This is a genomic window from Flavihumibacter stibioxidans (assembly GCF_014332695.1).
GTDB lineage: Bacteria > Bacteroidota > Bacteroidia > Chitinophagales > Chitinophagaceae > Flavihumibacter > Flavihumibacter stibioxidans.
Genome location: NZ_MBUA01000030.1, coordinates 38,676 through 64,380 on the forward strand (window position 1 = coordinate 38,676; position 25,705 = coordinate 64,380).

A 25,705-nucleotide genomic window follows, 5' to 3' on the forward strand; every position below is an offset into this window, starting at 1 on the left:
TGATTTCTGGTTAAACAGTCAGGTAATTGTCTTTAAATTTTTCATAAGCCGGAACCAGATCAGCGGGTTCCATCCGAAGCATGTTCATCACCCTGAAAAATGCAGGCAGTTCGGACTCCATGAATTGTTTCTTCCGGTAGTTCAGTGCATTGCTCTTTGCATCCGCGGAGATAAAATAACCTATACCACGTTTGTCCTGAATAACATGTTGTTGCTTCAGGAATTCATAGGCCCGCATCACCGTATTGGGGTTCACTTCCAGGTTAACAGCCATTTCGCGGACGCTGGGCAGTTTATCATCGGGACGGCTTTCATCCAGCAAAACCTTTTCGCAGATATGATCCACGATCTGGAGATATATAGCCTGTCCGGTATTATTGAATTGCATATTTTTCGTTTAAGGTTCTCCGTTAAATTTCCTTTTCACCGAGGCGAAACCAGGTGATCAGCAGGAAAACAGGCGCCCAGGCCCATTTCAGCAGCAACTCCAGCGTATTCGCCACAATTGGCCCCAAAGAATAGGATTGATAGATCGCAAAGTTGGCCGGATCATGGTGCCTGCGCAATTCAATATTATTTCCCAGTTGCAGTCCCATATCCGGGAAAAACACCTGGTATGCCTTTGCCACCAAAAAGATATACATACCAGCCAGGCAGATCATCACCAGGGTTGTCTTGATAAAGGAATACTGTTTGAAATAAAGAGAGCCCAGCAGGTACAGGGACTGAATGGCCAGGAAAGCTATCAGCATTACCGGCAAAATGGTTCCCAATTCCCCATTCCAGTTGACTGGCACAAAACGGTCCTGACTACCGGCGATGTAATAGTTTTTTACAAAAGCTACCACCAGCCATTTCACGAGCAGGAAGCAGGCAGAATACACCAGAAAAAACAGGACCGAATGGTAGAAAAATACGGTGATAAGTTTTTCGGTATGGCTGGCAGGAAATGTAAGCCATGACATCCCTTTCTCCTTATTGCCCAGATGGATAAAACCCATGGAAGCAAAAATGGTTCCCGCCAGAAAAAGGCCGGTAAGATAAATGAAGTACAGGTCTTTCTCTTCAAACCTGCTCCTGTTCATCAGTATCCAGAAAATGATAACGGCCAGCGAAAGCAAGCCAAACAGGGCCAGGGAAGCGGCCAGGTAAAACCGGTTGTTTTCGATCCATTGCTTCCGGATAAGTCCGGACAGGCGCTGGAAACTTAATATAGCGTTCATAATAATAGTAGCGTTAAAATGATTATTTAAAGGCCGATTGCACTGCATCTTTATTGGTCACAATCGCTTTGTACAGCATCTCGAGGTCAAGCCCCCCTTCCTCTCCTGCTTCATTGATGAGGATGACAGCACTTCCTTTCAGGGAGTTCTCCCTGTAAATGGCTGACCGGACTTCATCGCTGTCAAAGGAAATTTTGAAATGGAGTTTGCTGGAAATGTTGCCTACGGTCTGGTCGAACAGGATATTGCCCTCGTCGATAATGGTGATCCGGTCAATGAGGTTTTCAAGATCTTTCACCTGGTGCGTACTGATAAGAATGCATTTGTTGTCCGACACCGCCCCGGCCATCACTTTACGGAACTGGCTCTTGCTCATGATATCAAGCCCGTTGGTCGGCTCGTCCATTAATAATACAGGTGTATTACAGGCCAGGCCAAAACTGACCAGGAATTTTTTCTTCTGGCCATAACTCATTTCCTGAAGGGATTGCCCGGCGGGAATGGTAAATTCCTTTAAGTAAGCGTCAAATTGTGAACGGTTGAAATCCGGATAAAAACCGGCATTGGCCAGCAGGTAACTTTCAATGCCGGTATTGGGAAGATAAAACTCTTCCGGCACCATAAACACCTGCCGTAAAAAACGGGGATCGCGCTTAACGGGATTAAACCCTAATACGTTTACCTCGCCGCGCTGGGCAAACAACAAACCCGAAATCACCCTCAGCAGGGTCGATTTTCCTGTACCGTTTTTCCCCAGCAACCCATAAATATGACCAGGCTGAAGATCCAGCGATAAACCGCTGAAAACCGGCTTTCTCCCATAGCTGTAATGAAGGTCCTGAACTTTGATCATGGAATAATGTTTTAGTGTACTACTTAACTAGTACAGTACAAATATAGGTTTATTTCTTTTCCCGCCTAATCTTTTTGCAAAACCTCATTTCGTATTTTGCACCCCTTATGAATAAAGAAACCAGAAGATCTCAGGCCCTGGAATACCATGCTAAGGGCAAACCTGGAAAAATTGAAGTCGTCCCCACCAAAGAAGCCAAGACACAGCGAGACCTTTCGCTAGCCTATAGCCCGGGTGTAGCCGAGCCCTGTAATGAAATCGCTGCCAACCGGGAAAATGTGTACACCTATACCGCCAAGGGAAACCTCGTGGGGGTAATCACCAATGGCACTGCCGTACTCGGACTGGGAGATATTGGTCCGGAAGCCAGCAAACCAGTGATGGAAGGGAAAGCGGTGCTGTTTAAGATCTTTGCAGACATAGACGTATTTGATATTGAGATCAATGAGAAGGACCCTGAGAAATTCGTACAGATCGTAAAAGCGCTGGAGCCCACTTTTGGCGGAATCAACCTGGAAGATATCAAGGCCCCGGAATGTTTTTATATAGAAAAAGAGTTGCGAAAGCAGATGAACATTCCCGTTATGCATGACGACCAGCATGGGACAGCCATCATCAGTTCTGCCGCCTTGCTGAATGCACTGGAATTACAGAAGAAAAAGATCGACAAGGTCAGATTCGTCATCAATGGTGCAGGAGCCGCTGCCATGGCCTGTATTAAATTATATGTATCGCTTGGCGCCCTGCATGAGAATTTCATCGTGTTCGATAAGGATGGGGTATTACATGCCGGGCGGACAGACCTTGGAGCGGATAAAACTCCTTTTGCCGTTAAGTCTGCCGACTGGACCCTGGAGAAAGCGATGAAGGATGCCGATGTATTCCTGGGACTCAGTGTGGGCAATGTAGTAACGCCTGAAATGGTGCAGTCCATGGGCAAAAACCCCATTGTATTTGCCATGGCCAATCCGGATCCCGAGATCACATACGATAAGGCGGTAGCTGCCAGAAAAGATATCATTATGGCTACGGGCCGCAGTGATTATCCCAACCAGGTAAACAATGTGCTGGGCTTCCCCTTTATTTTCCGGGGTGCGCTGGACGTGCGTGCCACGCAGATCAATGAGGCCATGAAACTGGCGGCAGTTCATGCGTTGGCCGATCTTGCCAAGACGCCGGTTCCGGATATCGTGAACCTGGCCTACAACGAAAAAAACATTTCTTTCGGCCCGACCTATATCATTCCCAAGCCCCTTGACCCGCGCCTGTTATCGAGCATAGCGCCGGCAGTGGCGAAAGCGGCCATTGAAAGCGGTGTGGCCACCACCACCATCCCCAACTGGGAAGCATATGAAGTGGAGCTGAACCGCAGGCTGGGACTGGACAACCAGTTGATGCGGGTAATCGGCAGCAAGGCAAGACGCGATCCGAAACGGGTGGTATATGCAGAAGCCGACAACCTTAAGATCCTTAAAGCGGCGCAGATTGCCTTTGAGGAAGGTGTCGCTTATCCCATCCTGTTAGGTAATGAGGAAAAGATCAGAAGTATTGCTGAGAAAAACCAGATCGAACTGGAAGGCATACCCATTATCGATCCGCGAAGTGATGAGCAGGAGGAGAAAAGAAGGTTTTATGGTCAGTTGCTTTTCCAGAAGCGCCAGCGTAAAGGGTTGAATAAATATGAGTCATACAAGATCATGAAGGATCGCAACTATTTTGGTTGCATGATGGTGGAAACAGGTGATGCGGATGCCATGATATCCGGACTGACACGTAATTATGACGAAACGATCCGCCCGGCACTGCAGGTGATCGGTACCGAAGAAAGCGTGAAGAAAATTGCCGGCATGTACCTTCTTCTCACCAAGAAAGGTCCCATTTTCATGGCGGATACCACAGTGAATTTTAACCCGACGGCAGGGGAACTAGCGGAGATCACGCTGATGGTTGCCAAGGAAGTGAGGAATTTCAATCTCACCCCCCGTATCGCCATGCTCAGCTATTCCAATTTCGGCAGCAGTGCCTCACCTGAGGCGAAACTGGTAGCGGAAGCGCGCAAGATGGTCAAGGAACGGAACCCTTCACTCATTGTGGATGGTGAAATGCAGGCCAGCATTGCATTTAACAAGGAAATACTGAAAGACAACTACCCATTCAGCGAGTTGGTGGACAAGGACGTGAACACGCTGATCTTCCCCAACCTGGCGGCGGGAAACATTGCTTATAACCTGCTGAAGGAAGTGGGCGGTGCGGATGCCATCGGCCCCATCCTGATGGGATTGAAAAAGCCGGTGCACGTATTGCAACTCGGAAGTTCGGTACGGAGCATATTCAATATGACCCTGATTGCCGTGATCGATGCGCAAATCAAATGCATCAAGAACCCGACAGCAGAAATCGTTACCAAATCCAAATGGTGGAAGCGCTTTCAGAAAGTAACCAAGGATATGTAGTATTTTAGTCCGCACAATTGAAGGCATGAAATTTTTTACTGAGTTCGGCAGGTATATCCTGATGCTGAAAGGCATGATCTCCAAACCGGAGAACAGGAAGGTGTATTGGAAGGAGTTCATGCACCAGTGTAATGATATTGGGATTGGCTCCCTGGGCATTGTTGTAATCATTTCCGTATTCATAGGAGCTGTATCAACCCTGCAGACGGCTTACCAGATGGTTAGTCCGGTCATTCCCAAAGCTACTATCGCCCAGATCGTGCGGGACACCGTACTGCTGGAATTTGCGCCAACACTGGTATGTATTGTACTGGCCGGTGTGGTAGGCAGTAAGATTGCCAGTGAACTGGGAAACATGCGGGTAAGTGAGCAGATCGATGCCCTTGAAATCATGGGTATCAATACCAAAACCTACCTGATCATGCCGAAAATCCTGGCTGCCCTGCTGGTAATCCCGATGCTGGTGGCCATATCGGCGACCCTTGGCATCTGGGGTGGACGGGTAGCCGGCGAAGCTGCCGGCATCCTCAGCACCACCGACTTTGATAAAGGATTATTGAGTGCCTTTTTACCTTATAATGTATTTTTTGCGATGGTGAAAGCGTATGTATTTTCTTTCATCATATCAAGTGTACCCGCTTTTTATGGGTATCATGTGGAAGGTGGGGCGTTGGAGATCGGCAGGGCCAGTACCAAGTCAGTTGTTGTCAGTTGTGTGCTTATACTATTTGCAGACTATGTTCTGGCAGCGCTATTACTCTAGTTAGTAGTTGTAGTTTGTGGGTGAATCACTGTATTCTACCAGCAAACAGAAAACCCCAAACCATAAAAGGTTTATATGATTGAAGTAAAGAACATCCGGAAAGGATTTGGTGACAAGATCGTCATAGATGATGTCAGTGCCGTGATGGAAGCGGGGAAATGCAACCTGATCATAGGATCCAGCGGCAGTGGCAAGACCGTCTTCATGAAATGCCTGGTGGGTTTATTCAAACCCGACAGTGGTCATATTATTTATCATGGAGATGATTTTACGGCTATGGACGACAAACAGCGCAAGGAGATCAGGAAGGAAATCGGCATGCTGTTCCAGGGATCCGCGCTGTTTGACAGTTTAACGGTGGAGCAGAATGTGATGTTTCCGCTGGATATGTTTACTGACTGGACACTGGCGGAAAAAAAGCAAAGGGTCAATGAAGTCCTGAAAAGGGTGGAACTGGTGGATACCAATAAGAAATTCCCATCTGAGATCAGTGGGGGAATGAAAAAAAGGGTAGGTATTGCGCGGGCCATTGTGCTGAATCCTAAATACCTTTTCTGCGATGAGCCCAACTCGGGACTTGATCCGCAGACATCCCTGGTAATCGACAAACTGATCAAGGAACTAACACTGGAATTCAATATCACCACCGTGATCAATACCCACGACATGAACAGTGTGATGGAGATCGGGGATAAGATCATGTATATGTATAAGGGAAAAAAGGAATGGGAAGGCACCAATAAGGAGATCATCTTCAGCAAGAACCAGCGGTTGAACGAATTCATTTTTGCCTCTGAATTCCTGCGGGATGCAAAGGACATGCGAATGTTGGAACAGGCCGGAAAAATTGATGAGAACAGGAATATGGATGATATGATCAAATAATTTTCCGCGGCATCACCACTTCATATCTCCTTATTATACATTAGTTTTGCCCCCGATTCGCCTTTATGAGGCCATCGCTTCAACAAAATCAAGCTATATGAGCGTTTTAGTCAATAAAAATTCGAAGATTATAGTACAGGGCTTTACCGGAACGGAAGGCACTTTCCATGCTACCCAGATGATCGAGTATGGTACACAGGTAGTTGGCGGTGTAACGCCTGGCAAGGGTGGCAGCAGCCATCTTGACCGTCCGGTTTTCAATACCGTTGCGGATGCCGTGAAGGCCACCGGCGCCAATGTATCCATCATTTTCGTACCCCCTGCATTTGCGGCTGATGCCATTATGGAAGCTGCGGAAGCCGGGATTGAGCTGGTCGTTTGTATTACGGAAGGCATTCCCGTTCAGGATATGGTAAAAGCGAAAAATTACCTGCAGGGTCGCAATACCAGGCTGGTTGGCCCTAACTGTCCGGGTGTAATCACTGCTGATGAGTGTAAAGTTGGCATCATGCCGGGTTTTGTATTCAAAGCCGGTCGGATCGGTATCGTATCAAAAAGCGGAACCCTTACTTACGAGGCTGCTGACCAGGTTGCCAAAGCCGGGCTTGGAATTTCTACAGCCATTGGAATTGGTGGTGACCCGATCATCGGCACCCCAACCAGGGAAGCGGTTGAGTTATTGATGAATGATCCCGAAACAGACGGAATTGTAATGATAGGTGAGATCGGCGGAAGCATGGAAGCCGAAGCTGCGAAGTGGATCAAAGAGAACGGCACCAAGCCGGTTGTTGGATTCATTGCCGGCCAGACTGCGCCTCCGGGCCGTCGCATGGGTCATGCCGGAGCCATCATTGGCGGTGCGGATGATACTGCAGCAGCCAAGATGAAGATCATGGCTGAGTGTGGAATCCATGTAGTGCAGAGCCCTGCTGATATCGGTAAAAAGATGGCAGAGGTAATTAAGAAATAATTATATCCTTACTTTTTTCTGTTAAGGTGTTGCGTATATGCAACACCTTAACTATTTTGGCGCATCTCTACACTCCAATCCAATATCCTGAGTAAAAATTGATTTGTCTGATCTCCTGTCACTACCTGCCCCTTACTTTTTAAACCTATAGACAAAACAATTCACATGAGATTTACTTTTACATTGATCTGCATTTTTTCATTTTTCACCACCTTTTCCCAGAACACTTTTGTTGAAACCTTTGGCACCGGCACCTCCACCGATGTAAGCACTTATACTGGTTATACGGGTGGACTGGCGGGTAGCAATTTTAGCTCAACCGGGACCGTGAGTATCGAAACGGGTTCAACTGTTGCTGATGGCGGGTCGATGGTATCAATTGCGCAGAACAGCACGTTTACCATTTCAAATATTCCAACAACACCCCTTACCAGTATCGGCATACTGTTTTATTTCAATAAAGGAAATGGCAATGGCACTCGGTTTTTTGAGGTAAATACTGGTTCAGGCTGGGTTGCAGACCCACTGGTAAACCTGGATAATGGCGCAAATAATTTCTTTGTTGCCTACACTTCCTCAACCTATACAGTAACGGGTCCTATTTCCATCCGAATCAGGCAGGTAAATGGCAATAACGCTACATTCAATTTTTTAGATTTCATTACCGTTGGCAGCCCGGGTACACTTCCACTCCTCTCCCGCAACTTTACGGCAACGCCCGTAGGAAGCCAGGTAAAACTCGACTGGACCGGAATTGCCACCCATATGAATTCATTTTTCGAAGTAGAGCGTAGTGTGAATGGAAAAGATGGTTTCCAGACCCTGGCTACTATCCCCGTGTCTGCCACCGGTGAAGCCAGGTATCAGTATCTGGATGCCAGCCCGTTGAAGCCGGAGGGTCACTACCGCATCCGGATTGTCGATGAAAACCGGAGGGTAAGTTATTCCAAAACATTAAAGGTGAATAACAGCAGGGCGCACTTTGCCCTTGACAATCTTTATCCTTCCGTTAGCACCGGCAGACTGAACCTGCTGATCGCCAGCAGCCAGCAGCAACAGGCCAGGATTGAAATCATTGACCAGTCCGGCCGCCTGGCTATGGCCCAGAATTTGACAATTAACAGTGGCAGTCAATCATACCAGATCAATACAAGCAATATTTCCAAAGGATCTTATTTATTACTGCTGAAGAAAGGCGACGAAGTCATCTCCAGCCGTTTCATCAAACAATAAGCGCCCCATTCACTCCAAATAGAAAGCCGCTCCCACAAGGAGCGGCTTTTTTATACCAAAGAAAACGTTAAGGTAAGCCTGAACGGGCTATTGCTTGTGCAATTACACCAACGCCGCATCTATGATTCGTATGCTTTTGATAACTTGTATTAAAATGAGTAGTATGCGCCTGATACTGAGCAGTTTTTTTATCCTGATTTCATTAACCTTATCCGCCCAAAAAATGCAACCAACCGACTATAATGCCTGGTGGAAAAAGATCGAAACACTGGTTTCTGAAAAAGGACTCTACCGGGATGGCCTGACCGAAGTCAACTCCCTCTATAAAAAAGCCAAAGCTGAAAAACAGGAAGCCCAACAGATCAGGGCCCTGGTGTACCGGCTTGAAATCCAGGAACAGATCGAAGAGTTTAGTGACACCCTGGCCATCAGCAATCTCACCAGTGAAGCACAAACTGGAAGCGGGGCTTCCAAATCCATTATCCATGCAATCCTGGCCAGCTACTACCAGCGATATTACAACAGGTACCGCTGGCAGATGTATGAAAGAACCGCCACCGTCAATTTCAAAAAAGACAATATCCGAAGCTGGTCGCCCGCAGATTTCCACCTGGCCATCAGCGACCATTTCAGGCTGGCACTGGAAAACACCACCCAACTGCAAGCCACACCGCTCAATGGCTTTGATCCTATTATAAGAAAAGGGAATGTGCGCCATTTACGCCCAACCCTGTACGACCTGCTGGCATGGTATGCACTGGAATATTTTGAATCTGACCCCATCGAAATCCCCAGGGCTGCCAACGCTTACAGCATGCGCGATCCGCAACTGTTCTCACCTGTTAGCAGCTTTATTAAACTGCGCTTATCCGATACCGATAGCAGCAGCCACCTGTTAAGGGCACTGGGTATCTACCAGCAATTATTGCAGATGCACCACCATGACAAGGATCAGGAAGCCCTGGCAGACGCCGACCTGCACCGCATCCGTTTCGTGGAAGCCAATATCATACTGCCCGAAAAGCAAAAGGTATTCCTGCAGACCCTGGAACAATTCTCCTTAAGCTATCCCGGGACAGCTGCCGCCGACATGGGCCAGTTCCTTCGCGCCGAATCCTTGGCTTCCAGGGAACCGGCCGACAATATTAATGCGTTGGAGATCTGCGAAAAACTGGTGGCAGCCAACAGAAATAACGAAGCCTCAGCCAGGGCTTTCAATCTCGCCGGGGAAATCAAGGCGGCAAACCTATCGCTGGTGACAGAAAGGGTGAATATTCCCGGCCAGCCATTCCGGGCCTTACTGAGTTGGAAGAATCTATCCAAAGTAAAGCTCAGGATGTATAAAATCAACCCGGACCTGAGAAAGAAGCTGTCGGACCGGCACAGTATTTTTGATTCCGCTCAGTGGATTTCACTCAGCAGGGAAAAACCCATCATTGAATGGGAGCAACCACTTCCTTACAGCAATGATTACCTGCAACACCACACTGAAATAAAAATAGGGGCATTACCCATCGGAGAATACCTGGTTTTGGCTGGCGACAACCCGGATTTTATGCTAAAAACCAGCACCATGGCCGCCAGCTTTTTCCATGTTTCCAATATCAGTTATGTCAATCGCGATCACGATTACATTCTGCTGCATCGCAACAACGGGCATCCACTGGCAAAAGCGTCAGTACAACTATGGCACCGCGAGTATGATTACCAGCAACGGCAGTATCGTCACCTGAAAGGGAACAGTTATGTTACCAACGACAATGGTTATGTGAAACTGATAAGCGGCACAGAAAAACAAAGCAGGAGTTTCAGGCTGGAAATCACCTATGGTGACGACCGGCTTTTCCTGGACGAGGAGGAGTACAATTATGTTTACCAACCTGACGATAAGCCGGCACAGAGTGACCAGGAATACGAGGCAAACCATGTAAAACTATATTTCTTCACAGACAGGGGCATTTACCGCCCCGGCCAGACCGTCCATTTCAAAGGCATCGCCGTAACAAAAGATGCCACCACAAAAAAAAACAAACTCTATACCGCCAAATCAACCACCGTAAAACTGTTCGATGCCAATGGTGAAGAGATTGACTCCCTCCAACTGACCACCAACCAGTACGGTTCCTATGCGGGTTCATTCAAACTGCCGGAAACAGGACTCACAGGAACATTCCGGCTGGAAGACAACACATTGAACGGCGACCGGACAGTGGAGGTCGAAGAATACAAGAGGCCGAAATTCTTCGCTGATTTTGAAACGCCTAAAGGCAGCTACCGGGTGAATGACAGCGTAACCGTAAAAGGATTCGCGAAAGCCTATGCAGGAAATACCATCAGCAATGCAGCCATCACGTACAGGGTTATACGAACAGCAAGATTTCTCTACCCATGGAGGCTGGGCAAGATCGGCTGGCCGCAAACTGAATCGCAGGAAATCGCCCACGGCAACCTGCAAACCAGTGCCGACGGCAGTTTCAGCATATCCTTCCCTGCAATCCCGGATGAACAAGTGGATCGCAATACTGATCCGGTATTTGATTATGAGATAACGGCCGACATTACTGACATCAATGGTGAAACCCGGTCGGCCACCACTATTGTACCTGTTTCCTACAAGGCTTTACAACTCAGTATTTCCCCAATTCAGTCTGTTATGACAACAGATGAATTCAGGCAACTGAAACTGCTGACCCGCAACCTTTCGGGTCAGTATGAGCGCAGTAAGGTTACAGTGAACATCCGGCCACTGCTCTCTCCGGGAAGACTGGTAAGGGAAAGGCTTTGGGAGCAACCAGATCTATTTGTGATGACTGAAGCCGAATTCATCGCGGCTTTCCCGAACGATGAATACCGAAATGAAAGCAATCCTGCCAGTTGGCAAACCGGCGCGGTAATCTGGCAGAAAACCGACAGCAGTAAGGCCGATGGGAAAATGGCAATAGACATAAAAAAGATTCAGGCAGGCTGGTACCAGCTTGAAGCCAATACCATCGACCGTTTTGGTGATACAGTAACCGACAAGTCAACCGTTTACCTCTTTGACCCAAAAGAGAAAACACTCCCGGTGCCGCAATACATCACCAGCCGGCAGGACAGGACCACGGCCCAGCCTGGTGAAACGGCTCTTATCACCATTGGCAGCAGCGCAGACAATCTATATATTTTCAGGCAAAAGGAAAATACAGAAAGTCGGAAGAGCCAGAAGGAACTCCCCTTTTCGGGTCGATTCGAAGTACTAAGACTGGATAATGGAATACATACCGAAACAGTACCTGTAACGGAATCCGACAGAGGAGGCATCGGTATGTACTGGCTATTTGTCAAGCATAACCGCTTTTATTCCATTCAGAATGGAGTGGCTGTACCCTGGCTCAACAAGGAGCTTGACATCCGGCTGCAAACCTGGAGGGACAAGACCTTACCGGGCAGTGAAGAAAACTGGACTGTTACCATTAGTGGCAGTAAGGGAGAAAAAGTTGCAGCGGAATTACTCACCGGCCTATATGATGCCTCACTCGACCAGTTTGTACCAAACCAGTGGGAAAAGCCAGAAATTTGGCCCAGGCTTTGGGTATCGGCTAACTGGAAAAGCAACAATAATTTTGGCCAGTCTTCAAACTGGACAGAGCAGCCCGAACTGTTCCGAAAGGAAGTCCCCGTCGTTCAATATGACCAACTACTGGGAACATCCCCCGAAATTCAAAGGATGATGTATAGCAGCCAGACCCAGCGTGCCATGAAAAAGGAAGCAATGGCAGATACAGCCAAGCCGCCAGCAGATGCGACGGGAGTCTTAAATGAGGTCGTAATGGCAAAAGCCACCACGGCAAAAGTGGTCAAGGATGAAGAACTAAGTCCCGAACGGTCGGATGAAAAAACAGCGGAACAATTGGCCGGTAAAACGCCGGCTGCCGCTACCATCCGCAAGGATTTCCGCGAAACCGCTTTCTTCTTTCCGCAACTGAACGCGGATGAAGCCGGCAATTACTCCTTCAGTTTCACCATGCCTGAAGCCCTGACCACCTGGAAATGGCAGTTGCTGGCGCATAGTACCGACCTTGCCATGGGCCTGGCCGAGAAAACCATCATCACCCAAAAGGAACTGATGGTGCAGCCCAATATGCCGCGCTTTCTGCGGGAAGGAGACCGGATGGAGTTCAGCACCAAGATTGTAAACCTGTCGGACAAAGAGATGACTGGCCAGGCTGAATTACAACTTATCGACGCCACCACCAACCAGCCCGTTGACGGATGGTTCCGCAACTTCTTTCCCAACCAGTATTTCACCGTGGCAGCCGGCGGCAGCGAAGCAGTGAACTTCCCTATTGAAGTCCCTTATCTCTTCGAAAAAGCGCTGACCTGGCGCATCATTGCCCGTTCAGGGGATATTTCAGACGGCGAAGAAGCCTCACTCCCGGTGTTGAGTAACCGACAACTGGTTACGGAATCAATGCCATTCTTCATCAATGGCAGCGGTACCAAAAAATACACATTAAACAAGCTGGTCAACAGTAAGGAAAGCGAAACACTGAGTCATAGGGCGCTGACCGTAGAGTTTAGCGCCAACCCGGTCTGGTATGCCGTTCAATCGCTGCCCTACCTGGCTGATTATCCTTATGAATGTTCAGAGCAGACCTTTAACCGTCTTTACGCGAACATGCTGGCAGCGCATATAGTTGCCCGTATGCCGAAAATCAGGACCATCATGGAAAGATGGCAAACACAGGATACCAGCGCCTTGCTGAGCAACCTGCAGAAGAACCAGGAACTAAAAACGGTATTGCTGGAAGAAACGCCCTGGGTGCTGGAGGCCAAATCAGAATCGGAGCAGAAAATACTGGTTGCCCAATTATTCAACCTCGTTCAGTTGGCAGCGAACCGGGAAAAGTTATCAGCAAAACTGGCGGAAATGCAGACATCCAATGGCGGTTTCAGCTGGTTCACCGGCGGTCCGGATGACCGTTTCATTACCCAGTATATTGTCACCGGCATTGGTCACCTCAAAAAGCTGGGCGCCATCCCACAAGATTTTACGGCATTCAACAACATCGTTGAAAAGGCCCTGCCATACCTGGATGTCCGCCTGAAGGAAGACTACGACCGGCGTGATAAAAACCCCACGGCAGTCAGTTACCTGAACTACTATGCCGTGCAGTATCATTACATGAGAAGCTTTTTCCCGGAAAAAGGTATAGCCGGGCCGGTGTTACCGGCGGCTAACCATTACCGTAAGGAAATACAGAAGAACTGGATCAAAGGGAACAGGATGGCAAAGGGAATGATTGCGCTGGCATTATTCCGGACCGGCGATCCGGTAACTGCAAAAAAGATTATGGCATCACTGGAACAAACTGCCATCAATAACGAGGAACTGGGCATGTACTGGAAAGACAACACCCTTCCTTATTACTGGCAGGATGCGCCCATTGAAAGCCAGGCCCTGTTGATTGAGGCATTCAGCGAGGTCACTCAACAAACAAAAACAGTCGGGGCCCTGAAAGCCTGGCTGCTCCGCAACAAGCAAACCAATCACTGGCAATCGACCAAAGCCACTGCGGATGCCTGTTATGCTTTATTGTTAAAGGGCGACAACTGGCTGGAACACGAACCCAAAGTAAGCGTAGACCTGGGTGGTGTTACAACAATTACGGCTTCACAAGCTGAAGCAGGCACAGGTTATTACAAGAAGAGCATCCCGGGTAGTGCGGTGCAGCCTGAGATGGGACAGATAACAGTAAAAGCAGCATATCCCTCAGGCACTGCCGGGGCTGGCTCCAAATCAGATATGCCGGTATGGGGCGCCGTATACTGGCAGTATTTCGAAAACCTGGATAAGATAACTCCCGCTTCAACCCCATTGAAACTGAGCAAGCAGGTGATGGTGGAAAGGCTGACAAATACCGGCCCCGTGCTGGAACCCGTGACGGAAGGCATGCAACTGAAAGTGGGCGATAAACTAAAAGTCCGGCTGGAGATCACCACCGACCGCAACATGGAATACGTACACGTAAAAGATATGCGTGCAAGCGCCCTTGAACCCGTGAATGTATTAAGCGGATACCGTTGGCAGGGCAGCCTGGGTTATTATGAAAGCACCCGTGATGCAAGCACCAGTTTCTTTATCAATTTCCTGCCAAAAGGAACTCACGTTATGGAATATGCGCTTTTTATATCACATGCCGGGATATTCAGCAACGGGATCAGTACCATCCAGTGTATGTATGCGCCGGAATTCACCAGTCATTCCGAAGGTGTACGGATCATGGTGGAGTGAAGTTTGCGTAAACTGTCCACCGGCATTTTGATCACTTTACGGTCATAGGTCATCAGCCCGTTTGTTTCCACCTCAACATCTGTTGTCTGGGTATAAACGGCTGCTGACAGGCCTTTCCGGATCAGGGCGGGCATACGTTCCATAAATACCCGGTAACGGTCCAGCAAAGCCTGGCCATCTTTAAAGCTCTGGTATCCCCAGTTGTCTTTTTGCTGCCAGGTATGTTCAGGCACGGGCAATCCAAGGCCACCGAATTCGCCCAATACCAGGATCTGTCTGGCTCCGAAAAGGTCTGACCGGGGCATGGCCGGTTCAGGGTAATTGTGCAGGTCAATCATATGTCCCGCATCCACAAAGTTCCCGCCACTGGCTGCATTCACCAGCCTGGATGGATCGGCCTGCATGGTAGCTGCCGTGATCTCTTCCGTTTTGAATTGTCCCCATGCTTCATTGAAAGGCACCCAGACCACGATCGATGGAAAATTATGCAGGCTGTTCATGATGGCAGGCCATTCCCGGCGGTAAATATTTTCCGATTCAGTGCTGCGGTTCATTTCGTAACCGATACCATCCACACCGGGGCGGCTTTCCCAGCGGGCGCCCAGGTCACCGCTTGGCATATCCTGCCAAACCAGCATACCAAGCCGGTCGCAATGGTAATACCAGCGGGCCGGTTCCACTTTCACGTGTTTACGGATCATGTTGAAACCCATGTTCCTGGTCTGCTCTATATCGAACAGCAATGCCTTGTCGGTTGGGGCAGTGTACAATCCGTCCGGCCACCAACCCTGGTCAAGCGGGCCGTACTGGAAAAGGAATGTATTATTCAGTAACATCCGCTGGATGCCATCAGCCCCCTTGTCCATTGAAATTTTGCGCATCGCGAAATAAGAGCGAACCTCGTCAATCGTTTTTCCTTTTCGTTTAACCGATATCGTTATATCGTACAAGTGCGGGCTATCGGGACTCCACAGTTTGGGTTGGGGAACAGGAATATCAAAGGATGCGCCTGCTCCCCCCTCCTGTTCAGCAATCAGCTTATCACCGTCTGTTGCCTTCACCAGTATCTTATCGCCAGGTTGCAGACCATCGGCAGCAACACTTAACAGCAAGGCCGCCCGGTCGATATCAGGAGTCTGCCGGGTGGAAACGATATGAGTCGTCGGAACAGGTTCCAGCCAGACCGTTTGCCAGATTCCCGTTACCGGAGTGTACCAGATGCCATGGGGATTCTTCACCTGCTTTCCCCTGGGCTGGGGACCATCATCTGAAGGGTCCCACACTTTTACTGCAATCTCCTGCCTGTTGCCTTTTTTAAGGAATGCCGAAATCTCAATACTGAATGGATCATAACCACCCTCATGTTTGACTGCGGGCCGTCCATTTATGAATATTTCCGCACGCCAGTCCACTGCGCCAAAATGCAGGTAGAGTTTACCCCTGCGCATTGCCGGGGTAATATCAACTGACCGGTGGTACCAGAGTTCCTGGTCTTTTCCCACCATTTTCCCAACTCCTGAAAGGGCCGATTCGACCGCAAAGGGAACCAGGATTTTTCCATCAAAAGATGCAGGAACCACTCCCCCGCCACCAGCCGGAACAATGGCATAATCCCACAAGCCGTTCAGGTTGGTCCATTCAGGCCGCACCAGCTGTGGACGGGGGTATTCCGGAAGCGGTGCCAACGGGTTTACCTCCATTGCCCATTGGGTTCGGATCTTTCCGGGAACCATGGAATAAGGCTGCTGGGCCCGGCTCTTTACTATAATGGAAAGGAAGATAAGGAAGAACAATATTCTTGACATGACAGTAGAATTCAGTTATTATAAAAGTATCATTTAATTTGCCTCCCGATGCAAACAGATATCATCATTGTCGGCCAGGGATTATGCGGCACCTGGTTGAGCTGGTGGCTGGAACAGATGGGCCGGACATACATCGTAATTGACGAGGGCAAACCCGTCAGCTCATCGCGCATAGCCTCGGGCGTTATAAACCCGGTAACCGGACGCGTACTGGCTAAAACCTGGATGGCAGAAGAGCTCCTGCCTTTCGCGCTGGAAGCATACAACGGTATGGGTCATGCGCTTGACATTGAATGTATCAGCACGGTGGATATTCTGCATAGTTTCCCTACGGTCCAAATGAAGGATGCTTTTGAAAAACGCCTTCCGGAATTGCCGGAATATCTCAGCCGGCCGGAAAACGACAACTCCTGGAAAAGCTTTATGGACGCGCCCTACGGCCTGGGCATCATCCATCCCGCCCTCCTGATCGACCTGAATCTTTTGCTCAACAAATGGCAAATGCACCTGCTGGCTGAACGTGTATTTATACAGGAAAAATTTGATGCAGGCCAGCTGCTGACCGAAGGCGGAAAAATTTTTTACAAAGACATTACAGCCGAAAAAATCATCTTTTGTGATGGCATTGGCAGCATGGAACTTCCCTGGTTCAGCCGGCTACCCTTCTCACCCAATAAGGGCGAGGCCCTGTTGCTTGAAATTGAAGGCCTGCCGTCCACCCATATCTACAAGAAAGGATTGTCCATCGTACCCTTCCCTCATTTCAACCAGCTTGCAGATACCCGTTATTTCTGGGCCGGCTCCACCTATGAGAACCGCTTTGAGCACAACGGGCCAACCGCGGCATTTCGGGAGCGTACGGAACAACAGTTAGGCAATTGGATCAAACTACCGTTTCGGGTGGTGGACCATTGGGCAGCCATCAGGCCGGCCACAGTGGAAAGAAGGCCATTTGCCGGGATGCACCCCCTTCACCCCCAGGTCGGGATACTGAACGGAACGGGCACAAAGGGCTGCTCGCTGGCACCCTGGTTTGCCAAACAACTGGCGGAACACCTGGTAGATGGGACAGCCATCCAGCCCGAAGCCTCCATAGAACGTTTCTCCCGGATATTAGGTTCCTGACTCATCCGGGTGCCTTATTTTCGCAGCCAGACATTTTTCATGACCGAAACCGATTTTAATGGCAAGCAACCGCATGTACACCATCCCGGAAAAGTTCCGGAGAACTGAAAATCTTCATATTGTTTTCTGGCTGGTAAAAGATATGAGTTGGGCGATGTTATGGCGGCCTCTCGGCATTATCATGATTTTTCCCACCGTAGCGGTGGCCATGCTGATCACCTGGCAAACCAGGAAACTAAAATCGGAATTGTTCCACAACCTGGCCGTATTGTGCTGGATCCTCGCCAACTGTTACTGGATGGTGACGGAATTCATGAACCTGCCTGACCATTACCGGTATTATGCGGCTATCCCCTTTGCCATCGGTATGTTTTTTATTTCCACTTATTACCTAGTGATCATGCCGCGCGAGAAAAAACTGCACAAAACGATAGTCATGGAAATTGAAGTGCCGGAAAATGTCGCCAGGGCGGTCAGACCGGAATAATGTCATCCCCCACCCTTATTTTTCCCTGGCCCTGCAGCAACAGGTTTTGTCCGAACAATATTTTGTTACCGGATTTGCGATAAGCAGCCAGGGTTGCCAGCGGATCCTTCCCTTTTTCGGCCGTTTCCTGGTTGATGGTCGTCAATACGCACCTGGCGCAGGGTTTAACCGCAGAGAAGGTAATCCCGTTTATTTGAAATGATTTCATTTCATCTTCTCTAAAGGGCTTCCCGCCGGAGAAAACGATGTTGGGCCGGAAGCGATTCATCGGCACCGGAACATCCAGCTTTGAATTGAGGTCATCCAGTGAGGCCTGCCCGATCATCATGACGGGATAGGCGTCTGCAAAGCTGGTAATCTCCCCATTGAAAGCATATTGCTGATCCACTTCACGACGGGTTGCCTCGGGCATCAGGACCAGTCTGCATGGAATGCCGAGTTGCCCCGAAAACCATTGTCCGGCTGTTTCACTCACTACCAGGGCACTGCAATGATCATCCCAGATTTCCACCTCTGTCACCTGGCTGCTTTCGGGCTCAAAAGGGATCAGGATATTTTGGCCGGGATGGTGTTTGTGAAAAACGTACAATCCATCTTCCTGCAATTGTACCTGGAGCAAGGCCATTGCGGGATGGCTGCGCTGGGTCAGGAAAACGCCAGCTTCATCTACCAGCATCCAGCGGCGGTCGTACTGAAGCCCGCGGTCAGTAGTATTTGCTTCGGTCAAGGAAATCCCCCCTAATGATTTAATGGGATAGATGAATATTCCGGAAATTTTCAGCATCCCCAAATCTATTGATTTATCGGGTCCGCAAGGTTTTGTGCCGCCTGAATATGCCTTATCTTTATCCTGAACACTGTTCACCCGTCGGGTGGCACCCGACGGGTGAACAGTGTTCAGCGGCATTTTGCAAAACATCCCGACCATGATAGCGGTAATACTTTGCGGTGGCGAAAGTAGTCGCATGGGTAGCGACAAGGGCCTGCTGACACTGCAGTCGGACACCTGGGCCCGGACGATAGCCAATCAAATGGCAGCGGCAGTACCGGTACCGGTATATGTATCTGTCAGGCCTGACCAATATGAATTTTACAGGGCTGATTTCCCTGAATCACAGATCATTTCGGACAGCTATAAAATTAAAGTGAAGGGACCGTTAAAGGGCTTGTTGAGTGTGCATGAAAAATTCCCTGGCGAGGACCTGCTGGTAGTCGCCTGCGATATGCCTTTGATGAATGCAGCAACGATCCGGATATTATATGAAGCATACCTGGCCAATCCAGATCACGATGCCTGGATATTTACCAATGATGCGGAACCGGAACCCCTGTGTGCCATTTATGGTGCGGGCGGGTTGTCGCGAATATTCCGGTTGGGCCGTTCCGGTTCGCTTGAAAAACAGAGTATGAAATACGTCATCAGCCTGTTATTCAGCCATGCCATCCCGATAAAACCCGAATGGCTGAAATTTTTTCAAAACTTCAACGCGCCATCTGATTTGAACGAGCTCTGAATGGTTCGCCAGTGATTGATTCAGTCGAAGGCCGGTTTTAGCGACAGTTGAAATCAAAAACAAAGGGTGTTCGATTATGCTGCGAGCCGGCTGATCAAAACCATATATGGATCCTGGCGCAGGAGCCGGACCATCGCATCGTATAGTTCAGGCAGTTCATGCCGGAACCGGATGCTGTCCTCAAAAAACACTTCCACACTTACTGCCCAGAACTCATGATAGTTGGTTGCAGCATATTCGCCCAGGATGGTTTTACGGCCCCTTTGCATTTCCTGGAATACGGGCCTGGCCACTTTTGAGAAGGCATAAAATTCTTTCTTGAAGTGTTTATCCTCGTCGGTTTTGGTAATAAAATTCACATATGCAAGGGCATGGGCCATTTCATGCAATCCCACATTGCTGTTGTCCTGCACACTGCGGATACCTTGCAGGAAATTATCCCAGGAGAGATAAATGCCAGAACTGTCTACATGCCCCATAAACGGAAGGGAATAAAATCCGTAGTGGTAATCATGCTGCAATACATAAATATCATGGAAATAGTTAAGTGAAAAACTCTCCAGTCCAAGGGTTAGCTGCGCGGCTGTAGCGCTGATAAGAACCGGCATTTCATCGGTTTTTTCAACGCCGACATAATGGAATTTTTTGGACCGGAAAATCAGGTAGGTGCGAAACAGCCATTTTTGCTGCACTTCCATATCCACATAATTAAAATAGCGGATATTGGAGGCGATGATCGAACGAAAATAGGTTTCATGCTGCTCGAAACCTTTCCGGCGGCGGTAAAGCAGGAAGTTCTGCAGGCGTCCGTTTAGCAAATCAAACGCGAAAATGGTACAGAACACCAGCAAACAAATGAATACGATTTCCATAAGGGTTTTCTTTTTGGTAAAGAAAATCGAAGCTGTCTTGCTGGTTAAACACAGTTTTGGATGCTCGTCGGTCTTTCGGAGAGGAGATCGGTACGGATTATAGGACGAGGGCGTAGGGGTAGTGATACAATTAACTAATAACAAGATATGAATTACAACTGGTTTTTGAAAGTATTTCGCCAACAAATCCAGTCAAAAAGTAGATTTACTAAAGGCCTTTCGAACTTATACGGGCTTGATTGTCATGATTTCAACAGGGTCCTGGTTGAGCAGGTCACAGAGGGTTCGGTAAAGTTCCGGTTCGGCCGTTTTGAGGAGGATCGGCTTTTCAAAAAAAGTCTCCACTGACACCGCCCAGAATTCATGGAAACTTGTGGCTGCGTACCGGTCCAGCACGCTGTCTCCCCCTGCCCTCATCCTTTTATAAACAGGGCTGGCAACCTTATAATATTCCCTGAACCGGCTCCTGAAAGTCTTGTCCATGCTGGCTTTTCCCATTAATGCGCCATAGGTGAGCGCATGGGCCATCTCATGCAGGCCCAGATTATGGGCATCATCATAATGGCGGTAACCGTGGTAAAAATGCTCCCAGCTCAGGTAAATCCCCTGCAGGCTTACATGGCCCTGGAAAGCCTGCTTGTGCCAGTGTACCTGGTAAGCAGAGCCCGACACATATATTTTATCGAAAAAATCGAGTCTGAAATCATTCAGCCCGAAGGTGAGCTGGATGGCAGCAGAACTGATCAGCAGGGGGATAAAGGGATCGGGGTCGAGGTCTACATACTTGAATTCCTTGTAACGCATAAAATCCATCACCCTGCGCAGGAAACGGGCCTGGTTATGGAGGTTCAGGGATCGGTAATAGGTGTTGTGGATCCTCAGCCAGTCGTGGTGCTGCGCCCATTCGGGCAACAATAGTCCGGTCCCTTCCGGCTCGGGATGTTTGCTATCCCTGATCATCCGCCGGTAGTCGTACCGGAACCTTTCCCAGCTCCAGATGATAAAAACAAGCAGGCTGCTGCCTCCTAATATGGTAATTACTGTAATCATGCTACATTTGCACCTCACCGGAAGACCGAAAATATAAATTCTATATGTATAGATCACATACTTGTGGAGAACTTAGAGAAAGCAATATCGGACAGGAAGTTACCCTTGCAGGCTGGGTGCAGACTGTACGGAAATTTGGCAGTATCACTTTTATTGACCTGCGCGACAGGTATGGCATTACCCAGCTCCTGTTTGGCGAAACCCTGAATAAGGAACTTGACGAGCAGCCCCTTGGCAGAGAATTTGTGATCCAGGTTTCAGGAAACGTGTTGGAAAGGACCAATAAGAATCCAAATATTCCTACCGGCGACATTGAAATTGAAGTAAGTAAATTCAACATACTTAACAAGGCGGTCACGCCCCCTTTTACCATCCAGGATGACACCGATGGCGGCGATGACCTGCGCATGAAGTTCCGGTACCTGGACCTGCGCCGCAATGCGGTAAAGCGCAATATCGAACTGCGTTACGCAGTTAACAGGTCCGCCCGGAACTACCTCCATGAAAATCATTTCATGGACATCGAAACGCCTTTCCTGATCAAAAGTACTCCGGAAGGCGCACGCGATTTCGTAGTGCCATCCCGCATGAACCCCGGACAATTTTATGCTTTACCACAAAGTCCCCAGACCTTTAAGCAATTGCTGATGGTAAGTGGCTACGACCGCTATTACCAGGTGGTGAAATGCTTCCGCGATGAGGACCTGCGCGCCGACCGCCAGCCCGAGTTCACGCAGATCGACTGCGAGATGAGCTTTGTGGCTCAGGAAGACATCCTGCAGATGTTTGAGGGGCTCATCAAGCGGATTTTCAAGGATGTGAAGGGGATTGATTATACAGATGAGGTGGAGCGAATGAGCTGGAACGATGCAATGCTGCGTTATGGCAATGACAAGCCTGATATCCGATTTGGAATGGAGCTGGTAAACCTGAAAACAGTATTTGAAGGTGAAAGCGGCAACCTGGCAGCCCAGGCAATTTTTGAAGCAAGTGGATTTAAAGTATTGACTGAAGCTGAAACCGTGCTGGCTATTTCAGTACCCGGTTGCAGTGAATATACCCGCAAACAAACCGACGAATTAACGGAGTGGGTTAAGCGCCCGCAAATAGGAATGAACGGGCTTATTTTCATCAAATGCAATGCCGACGGAACTTTCAAGAGCAGTGCAGACAAGTTTTTTGACGAGGAGAAACTGAAGAACCTGGCTGCGATCTGCGGGGCAAAAGCGGGGGACCTGATCCTGATACTGGCGGGGCGTGAGGAGCGCACCCGTAAAGCGACCAGTGAGTTGCGCCTTGAAATGGGTGAACGCCTGGGAATGCGCCGCAAGGATGAATTCAAACTGCTGTGGGTACTTGATTTCCCGCTGTTCGAATATGCCGAGGAAGAGAATCGCTGGGTAGCAAGGCACCATCCCTTTACCTCACCCAAGCCCGACCATATTCCAGTTATGATCGGCAATGACCCTGCCATTAAGGATGCTGCGAACTACCTCAGCCACCCTTATGCGAATATTAAGGCGAATGCCTATGATATGGTACTCAACGGAAATGAAATTGGCGGTGGCTCGATCAGGATTTACCAGCGTGAGCTGCAGGAGAAGATGTTTGATGCGCTGGGCATGAGCAAGGAAGAGGCGCAGCATAAGTTTGGTTTCCTGCTGGGTGCGTTTGAATACGGTGCACCCCCGCACGGAGGAATCGCCTTCGGCTTCGACCGCTTGTGCGCCATCCTGGGAGGGTCTGAAAGCATCCGCGATTTCATTGCGTTCCCCAAGAACAACAGTGGTCGTGATGTGATGCTGGATGCCCCGGCTTCCATCGATGACAAGCAGTTGAATGAGCTGAGTATTACCCTAAGCGTCTGACATGCGTCTGACGTTCGTCTGACGTACGTCAGACGCATCAAAAAAAAGTAGCATGAAAACCCTGATGATATACCGGATCATTACCTATCTGTTGTTTGCGGTAGGTGGATTTATGGCCCTGATGCTGCTGACCATGCTCATGGCGGCACTTACCAACCCGGTATTGTTGTTGCCCGTATTCCTGGTGGCCTGTGTGGTAATCTATACCTATAGCAGCTGGCGTTTCCTGACCAGGGGAATAGATGCACATATGTACTGCAAGCCATCCCTGCGAGACCTTATCAAAGTAAATGGCTATGGCACCATGGCTTTTGCCGTGATGACCCTGATCCAGTGCCTTACCCTGATATTGAACCCGGCACTGCTGAATGATATTCTTGAACAGGCCATGTCCATGCAGAAAGCGTCTGTGGAAGGGATGGAGGAAATGATGAGTAAATTCATGCATTTCCTGCTCAGGTTCTTACTGGTATATTGCAGCATTCTGCTATTACATATATTCCAGACATTTAAATTGGTTCGGCAGCATGCTGATGCATTTCAGCAGCCGCCGAACACATGAGACTGACCTTCTCATTTAACACCGAAGTCGTACACTTTCGGATTGTCCACTCCGTTCACACTCATGGACCCTGCCAGCGTATATAAGGCTGTTTTTGCCCGGCCCTGAAGCGATTATCCCACTCAGTTAATGCCTGCACCAGGCCATAAAAAAGCAGGTTGATTATTGCAAGCCCATTGTTTATAATTCATACCATTTGAGCAGGAATATTGTGTACCAACAATCCAATTCCTTATATTTGATCAAAGGGTTGCTTGCTCCAGGTGTGGAGCAGGCAACCCTTTTTTATTTACCTAACCGAAATCTATGATCGATGATTCCGTTTTCAGTAATTATTGCATGATACCCGATTCCTGGGATGAAATGTGCGATGGAACGGGCATCCGGCAACCTTATCAGCAGGTATTCCAGGCGCTGAACCAGCTTTCACCGGCCACGCTGGCCGACAAAGACAAACTGGCCGGAGAGTTATTCCTGAACCAGGGAATCACGTTTACCGTGTACACCGATAACGAGGGTATTGAACGCATCTTCCCCTTTGACATCATTCCCAGGATCATTCCCGGTCATGAGTGGTCGCAGATCGAAGCCGGCATTGCACAAAGGCTGAAAGCGCTGAACATGTTTCTGCGGGATATCTATTCGGAACAGCAGATACTGAAAGACAAGGTAATCCCTTCCTCACTCATTGCCTCCTGCCAGCACTTTACCCGGGAAGTATATGGCATCAGGCCGCCGCACGACCTCCACGTACACATTTCAGGCATTGACCTGATCAGGGGTGGAGACGGCAGTTATTACGTGCTGGAAGACAACCTGAGAACACCGTCGGGCGTATCGTATATGCTGGAAAACAGGGAGGTCACCAAGCGCCTGTTCCCGGATCTGCTTAGCGCCAATAAAGTGAGGATGGTAAACAATTATCCGCTGGAACTTTATAATATCCTGGTATCACTGGCACCCAGGCAAATCACCCATCCAACAGTGGTATTGCTCACACCAGGGATATTCAATTCAGCTTATTACGAACATACATTTCTCGCCAGGACGATGGGCATTCCGTTGGTAGAGGGACGGGACCTGATGGTAGACAACCACAAAGTGTTTATGAAAACAACTTTGGGCTTACAGCAGGTTGATGTTATTTACCGCAGGATTGACGATGATTATATGGATCCGCTGGCATTTCGACCCGACAGCACCCTTGGCATTCCGGGTATTCTGGGGGCCTACAGGAAAGGAAATATTGCCATCGTCAACGCGCTGGGAAATGGCGTGGCCGACGACAAGGCCGTGTATGCCTATGTACCGGATATGATCAGGTATTACCTCAACGAAAATCCTATTCTTCCCAATGTGCCCACCTATCAGCTCGCAGATGGTGATGCCAGGAATTTCACGTTCGACAATGTGCACAAGATGGTGATCAAGCGAACCAATCAATCCGGCGGTTATGGCATGCTGATGGGAAATTCTGCCAGCGATGAAGAAATCTCCCAAATGCTGCAGGCGGTAAGCGAGGACCCGAGAAGTTACATCGCGCAGCCCATCATCAACATATCAACCGTTCCCTGTTTTATCAATAACCAGTTCCAGCCCCGCCATGTTGACCTGCGGCCATTTGCACTCTGCGGGCCAGATGGCATCAAAATCGTTCCCGGTGGACTCACCCGTGTAGCGCTTCGGGAAGGCTCGCTGGTGGTGAACTCATCGCAAGGCGGCGGAAGCAAGGATACCTGGATTCTGAACAACCAATAACATAACACTG

At 49.0% G+C, this 25,705-nt stretch carries 19 protein-coding genes; 12 read left to right on the forward strand and 7 right to left on the reverse strand.

Annotated features, from left to right (window positions below; translation table 11 throughout):
• Nucleotides 1–10: 10 nt before the first annotated feature.
• From BC349_RS18295 to BC349_RS18305, 3 genes are read right to left on the reverse strand one after another with little or no spacing between them, the layout of a single operon-like run.
• Nucleotides 11–388, reverse strand: a complete 378-nt coding sequence (locus BC349_RS18295) for a GntR family transcriptional regulator (RefSeq protein WP_187258243.1) — start codon at nucleotides 386–388, stop codon at nucleotides 11–13.
• A 22-nt stretch (nucleotides 389–410) separates the two neighbouring features.
• Nucleotides 411–1,223: a hypothetical protein gene (locus BC349_RS18300; protein WP_187258244.1), complete on the reverse strand. Its 813-nt coding sequence runs from the start codon at nucleotides 1,221–1,223 to the stop codon at nucleotides 411–413.
• A 22-nt stretch (nucleotides 1,224–1,245) separates the two neighbouring features.
• A complete protein-coding gene (locus BC349_RS18305) occupies nucleotides 1,246–2,076 on the reverse strand; it encodes an ABC transporter ATP-binding protein (RefSeq protein WP_187258245.1) in 831 nt (276 codons plus the stop codon).
• A gap of 107 nt (nucleotides 2,077–2,183) precedes the next feature.
• On the opposite strand from BC349_RS18305, the gene BC349_RS18310 reads away from it, so the two are divergent.
• From BC349_RS18310 to BC349_RS18335, 6 genes are all read left to right on the forward strand, one after another.
• Nucleotides 2,184–4,529 (forward strand): NADP-dependent malic enzyme, encoded by a 2,346-nt coding sequence (locus BC349_RS18310; RefSeq protein ID WP_187258246.1) that lies wholly within the window; start codon nucleotides 2,184–2,186, stop codon nucleotides 4,527–4,529.
• A 25-nt stretch (nucleotides 4,530–4,554) separates the two neighbouring features.
• Complete coding sequence (locus BC349_RS18315) at nucleotides 4,555–5,292, forward strand: MlaE family ABC transporter permease (protein ID WP_187258247.1); 738 nt, start codon at nucleotides 4,555–4,557, stop codon at nucleotides 5,290–5,292.
• A gap of 75 nt (nucleotides 5,293–5,367) precedes the next feature.
• Complete coding sequence (locus BC349_RS18320; protein ID WP_187258248.1) at nucleotides 5,368–6,177, forward strand: ABC transporter ATP-binding protein; 810 nt, start codon at nucleotides 5,368–5,370, stop codon at nucleotides 6,175–6,177.
• Between the two features lie 97 nt (nucleotides 6,178–6,274).
• Nucleotides 6,275–7,147, forward strand: coding sequence for a succinate--CoA ligase subunit alpha (sucD, locus tag BC349_RS18325; protein WP_187258249.1), 873 nt, complete (start codon nucleotides 6,275–6,277; stop codon nucleotides 7,145–7,147).
• Between the two features lie 165 nt (nucleotides 7,148–7,312).
• Nucleotides 7,313–8,380 (forward strand): T9SS type A sorting domain-containing protein, encoded by a 1,068-nt coding sequence (locus tag BC349_RS18330; protein WP_187258250.1) that lies wholly within the window; start codon nucleotides 7,313–7,315, stop codon nucleotides 8,378–8,380.
• 163 nt (nucleotides 8,381–8,543) lie between these two features.
• A complete protein-coding gene (locus BC349_RS18335; RefSeq protein ID WP_187258251.1) occupies nucleotides 8,544–14,654 on the forward strand; it encodes an alpha-2-macroglobulin family protein in 6,111 nt (2,036 codons plus the stop codon).
• Here BC349_RS18335 and BC349_RS18340 read toward each other — a convergent pair.
• Nucleotides 14,621–16,459, reverse strand: coding sequence for a glycoside hydrolase family 2 protein (locus BC349_RS18340; protein ID WP_187258252.1), 1,839 nt, complete (start codon nucleotides 16,457–16,459; stop codon nucleotides 14,621–14,623). The two genes, BC349_RS18335 and BC349_RS18340, sit on opposite strands and share 34 nt — an antisense overlap.
• A gap of 48 nt (nucleotides 16,460–16,507) precedes the next feature.
• On the opposite strand from BC349_RS18340, the gene BC349_RS18345 reads away from it, so the two are divergent.
• Nucleotides 16,508–17,584 carry an NAD(P)/FAD-dependent oxidoreductase gene (locus tag BC349_RS18345; protein WP_187258253.1) on the forward strand — a complete coding sequence of 359 codons (1,077 nt, stop codon included), beginning with the start codon at nucleotides 16,508–16,510 and terminating at the stop codon, nucleotides 17,582–17,584.
• Between the two features lie 58 nt (nucleotides 17,585–17,642).
• Nucleotides 17,643–18,071 carry a hypothetical protein gene (locus tag BC349_RS18350; protein WP_187258254.1) on the forward strand — a complete coding sequence of 143 codons (429 nt, stop codon included), beginning with the start codon at nucleotides 17,643–17,645 and terminating at the stop codon, nucleotides 18,069–18,071.
• Here BC349_RS18350 and BC349_RS18355 read toward each other — a convergent pair.
• On the reverse strand, nucleotides 18,058–18,855 hold the full coding sequence (locus BC349_RS18355) for an MOSC domain-containing protein (protein ID WP_187258255.1): 798 nt from the start codon (nucleotides 18,853–18,855) through the stop codon (nucleotides 18,058–18,060). The genes BC349_RS18350 and BC349_RS18355 overlap by 14 nt on opposite strands.
• Nucleotides 18,856–18,997: 142 nt before the next feature.
• Between BC349_RS18355 and BC349_RS18360 the strand changes: the two genes are divergently transcribed.
• The gene (locus tag BC349_RS18360; protein WP_187258256.1) at nucleotides 18,998–19,585 is read left to right on the forward strand and encodes a molybdenum cofactor guanylyltransferase; all 588 of its coding nucleotides are present in this window, start codon (nucleotides 18,998–19,000) and stop codon (nucleotides 19,583–19,585) included.
• A gap of 74 nt (nucleotides 19,586–19,659) precedes the next feature.
• On the opposite strand, the gene BC349_RS18365 is transcribed toward BC349_RS18360, so the two are convergent.
• Together BC349_RS18365 and BC349_RS18370 are read right to left on the reverse strand one after the other, a co-directional pair.
• Nucleotides 19,660–20,457 (reverse strand): zinc-dependent peptidase, encoded by a 798-nt coding sequence (locus BC349_RS18365; RefSeq protein ID WP_187258257.1) that lies wholly within the window; start codon nucleotides 20,455–20,457, stop codon nucleotides 19,660–19,662.
• Nucleotides 20,458–20,682: 225 nt separating this feature from the next.
• Complete coding sequence (locus tag BC349_RS18370) at nucleotides 20,683–21,507, reverse strand: zinc-dependent peptidase (RefSeq protein ID WP_187258258.1); 825 nt, start codon at nucleotides 21,505–21,507, stop codon at nucleotides 20,683–20,685.
• Between the two features lie 44 nt (nucleotides 21,508–21,551).
• On the opposite strand from BC349_RS18370, the gene aspS reads away from it, so the two are divergent.
• From aspS to BC349_RS18385, 3 genes are all read left to right on the forward strand, one after another.
• Nucleotides 21,552–23,375, forward strand: coding sequence for an aspartate--tRNA ligase (gene aspS / locus BC349_RS18375; RefSeq protein WP_187258259.1), 1,824 nt, complete (start codon nucleotides 21,552–21,554; stop codon nucleotides 23,373–23,375).
• 52 nt (nucleotides 23,376–23,427) lie between these two features.
• Nucleotides 23,428–23,937 carry a hypothetical protein gene (locus BC349_RS18380; protein ID WP_187258260.1) on the forward strand — a complete coding sequence of 170 codons (510 nt, stop codon included), beginning with the start codon at nucleotides 23,428–23,430 and terminating at the stop codon, nucleotides 23,935–23,937.
• Between the two features lie 306 nt (nucleotides 23,938–24,243).
• Nucleotides 24,244–25,695: a circularly permuted type 2 ATP-grasp protein gene (locus BC349_RS18385; protein WP_187258261.1), complete on the forward strand. Its 1,452-nt coding sequence runs from the start codon at nucleotides 24,244–24,246 to the stop codon at nucleotides 25,693–25,695.
• The last annotated feature ends 10 nt before the right edge of the window (nucleotides 25,696–25,705 follow it).